6 protein-coding genes are annotated in these 5,169 nt (G+C 63.7%); 2 read left to right on the forward strand and 4 right to left on the reverse strand.

The features are described from left to right. Positions 1-633: ABC transporter substrate-binding protein (locus ACNPP0_RS15035; protein WP_448706324.1), on the reverse strand; the 633-nt coding region annotated here is incomplete at its 3' end. Positions 634-714: 81 nt separating this feature from the next. Beyond that, complete coding sequence (locus tag ACNPP0_RS15040; protein WP_332609385.1) at positions 715-1,314, reverse strand: cupin domain-containing protein; 600 nt, start codon at positions 1,312-1,314, stop codon at positions 715-717. 283 nt (positions 1,315-1,597) lie between these two features. Between ACNPP0_RS15040 and ACNPP0_RS15045 the strand changes: the two genes are divergently transcribed. Together ACNPP0_RS15045 and ACNPP0_RS15050 are read left to right on the forward strand one after the other, a co-directional pair. Further along, a complete protein-coding gene (locus ACNPP0_RS15045; RefSeq protein WP_448706325.1) occupies positions 1,598-2,503 on the forward strand; it encodes an alpha/beta fold hydrolase in 906 nt (301 codons plus the stop codon). Positions 2,504-2,677: 174 nt separating this feature from the next. Further along, the gene (locus ACNPP0_RS15050; RefSeq protein ID WP_448706326.1) at positions 2,678-3,487 is read left to right on the forward strand and encodes an aspartate dehydrogenase; all 810 of its coding nucleotides are present in this window, start codon (positions 2,678-2,680) and stop codon (positions 3,485-3,487) included. Between the two features lie 104 nt (positions 3,488-3,591). On the opposite strand, the gene rpsJ is transcribed toward ACNPP0_RS15050, so the two are convergent. Together rpsJ and tuf are read right to left on the reverse strand one after the other, a co-directional pair. Continuing rightward, a complete protein-coding gene (gene rpsJ / locus ACNPP0_RS15055) occupies positions 3,592-3,903 on the reverse strand; it encodes a 30S ribosomal protein S10 (protein WP_003806903.1) in 312 nt (103 codons plus the stop codon). Positions 3,904-3,977: 74 nt separating this feature from the next. Then, positions 3,978-5,168 carry an elongation factor Tu gene (tuf, locus tag ACNPP0_RS15060; RefSeq protein WP_006221899.1) on the reverse strand — a complete coding sequence of 397 codons (1,191 nt, stop codon included), beginning with the start codon at positions 5,166-5,168 and terminating at the stop codon, positions 3,978-3,980. Position 5,169 lies beyond the last annotated feature (1 nt).

The raw sequence follows: 5,169 nt of genomic DNA on the forward strand, positions 1-5,169 counted from the left end.
GGCGGCGTGCATGACCGAGATCGCCAGCTTTTGCGCCCGCAAGCGCGACACCGTGCTGGTATTGCCGAAGAAGGCATGCACGCGGCCTGCCTCGATCATCGCGAACGATGCGGGGCCATCGGCGACCCGTTCGCGGCGCACCGATGTCGGGTCGACGCCCGCGTGCACCAGCATCAGGTTCAAGGTGGCTTCCATCGAGCCCCCAAACGAGGCCAGTCCGACGATCTTGCCGGCCAACTCGCCAGCGTCCGCGATCGGCGCGCGCTCGGCGGACACCACGACGAACGGCGAAATCTGGGCGATGGTGCCGAACGCGACGACGTCGGAGTTGCCTTGCGCGCGAGCGGACATATAGTTGGCGGCGCCCGTGCGGCCGGCGTTGACCTGGCCCGCAGCGGCCAGTTGCACGACTTGCGCCGCGCCGCGGCCAACCTCCACGCGCAGGTCCAGGCTTTGCGCCTTGAACTTGCCGGACGCTGATGCATACAGCACGGGCGCAAAGGCCAAGGACAACGTGAACGGCGTCAGGAACGTAAACTTGCCGCCCGGTGCGGCGCGCACTACACCCGCCGCGGGCAACATCAGGGCGCCCGCCATGCCGGCGGCCGCCCCCAGGAAAGATCTGCGGTTCATCAAGGGTCTCCAAACGGGGACTTCATCCAGGGGCTAAATTCGGGGAGGCCGAATACGGCAGATGCTGCTAGGACACGCGCATCACGCCTTCGCCGCCGCCGCGGCGCGTTTGCGCTCCACCTTGGCGATGGCGATCGGATGGTCGGCGGGATAGTCAGGCAAGTCCGGGCGGTTCGCGCCGAGCATCACGCACATCAGCGCCTCTTCCTGGCCTTCGTTACGCAGGCCTCGATAGATGCCCGGCGGTACCGAGATCACATCGCGTTCGCTCAGTTCGGTCTCGAAGGTCTCGCCCTGGTATTCCAGGAACAAACGGATGTTGTGGCCGCGCAGGATGAAGAAGGCCTCTTCGACATCCGGGTGTACGTGCATGGGACCCTCACAACCGGCCGGCAGCACCATGGTGGAGAACGTGAAGTGCTCTGCCGGAATCGAGTTCTGGTCCTCCCGCACGCCGGCTGCGCCGGTGCCGATGTAGCGCGTTTGCGCACGACGATAGACGGGGTCGACTTCGGCCTGCCAGCCCAACGCGCTCCAGTCGTAAGTACGCGTCGCACGGCGGGCGACCCGAGTTTCCATCCATTCGCCCAGCGTCTTGTCCTTAGGACGTTTCCAACTGGCGAACTGGGGATGCTCCTGATCGGGAACGGGGGTCTCTTCGGTGTGGGTTACAGCATTCATGGCGTTTCCTTTTTAGTCGCGTTCGGCCAGGCCATTCCTGGCGGAAACGACGGGGGTTGCGATCAGAACGAGCGCTGGATGCCGGCGCCGAACTGGCGGCGGCTGATGTCGTCGCCAGCGGTGGGGTCGCGCACGTCGGTGTTGTTGAAGAGCATGTCCAGGTTCTTGCCGCAGCCGCCTCGACACCGGCGGCCGATGTTTTATGGATGAGACACAGATTTACTGGTGAGACGAACGAAGTATAATAGTGCGGCATCCCAAACCATTACCGGGGATTACCCGTATGCGCTCTGCATTCGCTTCTTCCGCGTCGCCAGTGGGGCTCGGCCTGCTGCCCGACCCCACGCGCGCCTTGTCCGCCCGACTTGAAGACCTGGATAAAGGCTTCCCTTTGCACCAGATGCCCCTGGGGTTCGGCACTCTTGCCTACCGAATCGCGGGTGCCGGCCCCACCGTGGTTTTGCTGCACGGGATCGGGTCCGCCGCCGGCTGCTGGCTGGATGTCGCGCTGACGTTGCGCGACCGATTCCGCATCCTGGCCTGGAATGCGCCGGGCTATGCCGGATCCACGCCGCTGCGCCAAGCGCATCCGTCGGCCGACGATTACGCCGCCGCCTTACATCAGTTGCTGGCACACACGGGCGTGTCGGAATGCGTGATGGTCGGCCATTCCCTTGGTGCCATCGTGGCGGGCGCTTATGCGGCACGCGACAGGCGGGCGGAGGTTCAGCGGTTAGTGCTGCTCAGTCCGGCACAGGGGTATGCAAGCCATGACGCGGCACGGCGCGAGGCCGTACGCACGCGCCGCTTGACCTTATTGGAGACAGAAGGCATCGACGGCATCGCCGCGCAAAGGGCTTCTGCACTGCTATCGAATGCGGCGACGCCCGCCATGCAGGAATGGGCGAGTTGGAACATGCGCCAGATCTCGCCGGCCGGTTACCGCCAAGCGGTCAGCCTTCTGTGCGATAGCGACCTCTTGTCCCGCCCCGCACCCGCCATGCCGGTGGACGTGCGGGTAGGCAACCACGACGTCATCACGCCCGCCGCTCACGGCCAAGCCGTCGCACCAGCGTGGAACGCTTCGTTTGCACTGATCGACGGTGCAGGCCACGCCTGCCATATCCAGTGCCCAGCACAAGTTGCCGAGATCGTGTGCCGGGCGCTCCCGAACCGGCGGGCCGGTTGAACCCACCCTAGGCCCCGAGCAACCGACGATCGACGGAGCCTGCGTCATGCATGCGGTATGCGACGCTGCGGATGAACTATCCACCTCATTCGATTATGTGCCCGCATAGACCGGGCGCAACGTCGCCGTTGGAAGAACCCGAACCTGAACCCGTACCAATTCAAGGACGTACCGATGTTGAAGATAGCCATGGTGGGCTGCGGCGCAATCGGCGTTGCCGCGCTGGAGTTGCTTGCCTGCCGGACTGACTTGGTGGTGACCACGGTGCTTGTGCGCGCGCCGCACCGGGCCGATGCGCGCCAGCGTATCCAGCCTTGGGCGCGGCGAGCCACCATTCACGCCAGCCTAGACGAGGCGCCTACGCGGCCGGACTTGCTTGTGGAATGCGCCGGACACGGCGCCATCGTCGAGCATGTGCTGCCCGCCCTGCGGGCCGGGATTCCGTGCGTGATCGCGTCAGTGGGCGCCTTGGCGGCGCCCGGGCTCATTGAAGAGTTGGAGCAGGCCGCGCGGGCCGGTCAGACGCGCGTGCAACTGCTGTCCGGGGCCATCGGCGCCATTGATGCGCTGGCTGCGGCACGGCACGGGGGTCTGGACGAGGTCGTGTACACCGGCCGCAAACCACCGCTTGCCTGGAGCGGCACGCCAGCGGCTCAGCAGTTCGATCTGACGTCCTTGGCCCAAAGCCCCACGGTCATTTTCGAAGGCAGCGCACGTGAAGCCGCATCCGCGTACCCAAAAAACGCGAACGTGGCAGCCACGCTCGCACTGGCGGGACTTGGTCTGGACCATACGCGTGTGCGGCTGTGGGCGGATCCCGGGGTACAAGACAACGTGCACCACGTTCACGCCAGAGGCGCGTTCGGGGAGTTTGAGTTGACGATGCGCGGCAAGCCCTTGGCCGCGAACCCCAAGACCTCGTCGTTGACGGTCTACAGTTTGGTCCGGGCCATCTGCAATGCCGTAGAGCCGCTGGTGATCTGATCACGCAGCAGCAAACACCGCCGCAAAACAAAATGGCCGCATTCCCTTGGGAACACGGCCATTCTTTACGAGCCTACCGGCGAAGGTAGCAGGCCCGAATCGCCTTACTGCAGCGCGATTTCGACGTCAACGCCGGCCGGCAGGTCCAGACGCATCAGAGCGTCAACGGTCTTGTCGGTGGGATCAACGATGTCCATCAGGCGCTGGTGCGTACGGATTTCGAACTGGTCGCGCGACGTCTTGTTGACGTGCGGCGAACGCAGAACGTCGTAGCGACGGATACGCGTGGGCAGCGGCACCGGGCCGCGGACGACGGCGCCGGTACGCTTGGCGGTGTCGACGATTTCAGCGGCCGATTGATCGATCAGCTTGTAATCGAATGCTTTCAAGCGGATACGGATCTTTTGGTTTTTCATGGCGTTTCCTAAAGAACGAGAGGCGAAGGCGACGAGGCGCCCTCGCTGGTTGTTTGCTGCTTAAGTGATCCGAATTACTTCAGGATCTTGGCGACGACGCCGGCGCCGACGGTACGACCGCCTTCACGGATAGCGAAACGCAGGCCTTCTTCCATGGCGATGGGAGCCAACAGCTTGACCGTCATGGCCACGTTGTCGCCCGGCAGAACCATTTCCTTGTCGGCCGGCAGCTCGATCGTGCCCGTCACGTCCGTCGTGCGGAAGTAGAACTGGGGACGATAGCCCTGGAAGAACGGAGTGTGACGGCCGCCTTCTTCCTTGGACAGGATGTACACCTCGGACGTGAAGTCCGTGTGCGGGGTGATCGAGCCCGGCTTGGCCAACACTTGGCCGCGCTGGACGTCTTCACGCTTGGTGCCGCGCAGCAAAATGCCCACGTTGTCGCCGGCTTGACCTTGGTCCAGCAGCTTGCGGAACATTTCAACGCCCGTGCAAGTCGTCTTGACCGTCGGCACCAGGCCCACGATTTCGATTTCTTCGCCGACCTTGACGATGCCGCGTTCGATACGGCCCGTCACCACCGTGCCACGACCCGAGATCGAGAACACGTCTTCAACCGGCATCAGGAACGTGCCGTCCACGGCGCGCTCAGGCGTCGGGATGTACGAATCCAGTGCAGCGGCCAAAGCCATGATGGCTTGCTCGCCCAGCTCGCCCTTGTCGCCTTCCAGCGCCAGCTTGGCCGAACCCTTGACGATCGGGGTGTCATCACCCGGGAAGTCGTACTTGGACAGCAGTTCGCGAACTTCCATTTCCACCAGCTCGAGCAGCTCGGCGTCGTCAACCATGTCAGCCTTGTTCAGGAAGACGATGATGTACGGCACGCCAACCTGGCGGCTCAGCAGAATGTGTTCGCGCGTTTGCGGCATCGGGCCGTCAGCGGCCGACACAACCAGAATCGCGCCGTCCATTTGCGCCGCGCCCGTGATCATGTTCTTCACATAGTCAGCGTGGCCCGGGCAGTCAACGTGAGCGTAGTGACGCGCTTCGGTTTCGTACTCGACGTGGGCGGTGTTGATCGTGATGCCGCGAGCCTTTTCTTCAGGAGTCGCATCGATCTGGTCGTAGCCCTTGGCTTCGCCACCGAACTTGTTCGACAGAACGGTCGTGATAGCTGCCGTCAACGTCGTTTTGCCGTGGTCAACGTGACCAATCGTACCCACGTTCACGTGCGGCTTGGTACGTTCAAACTTGCCTTTTGCCATG

The sequence above is a fragment of the Achromobacter semiaridum genome (assembly GCF_053543755.1).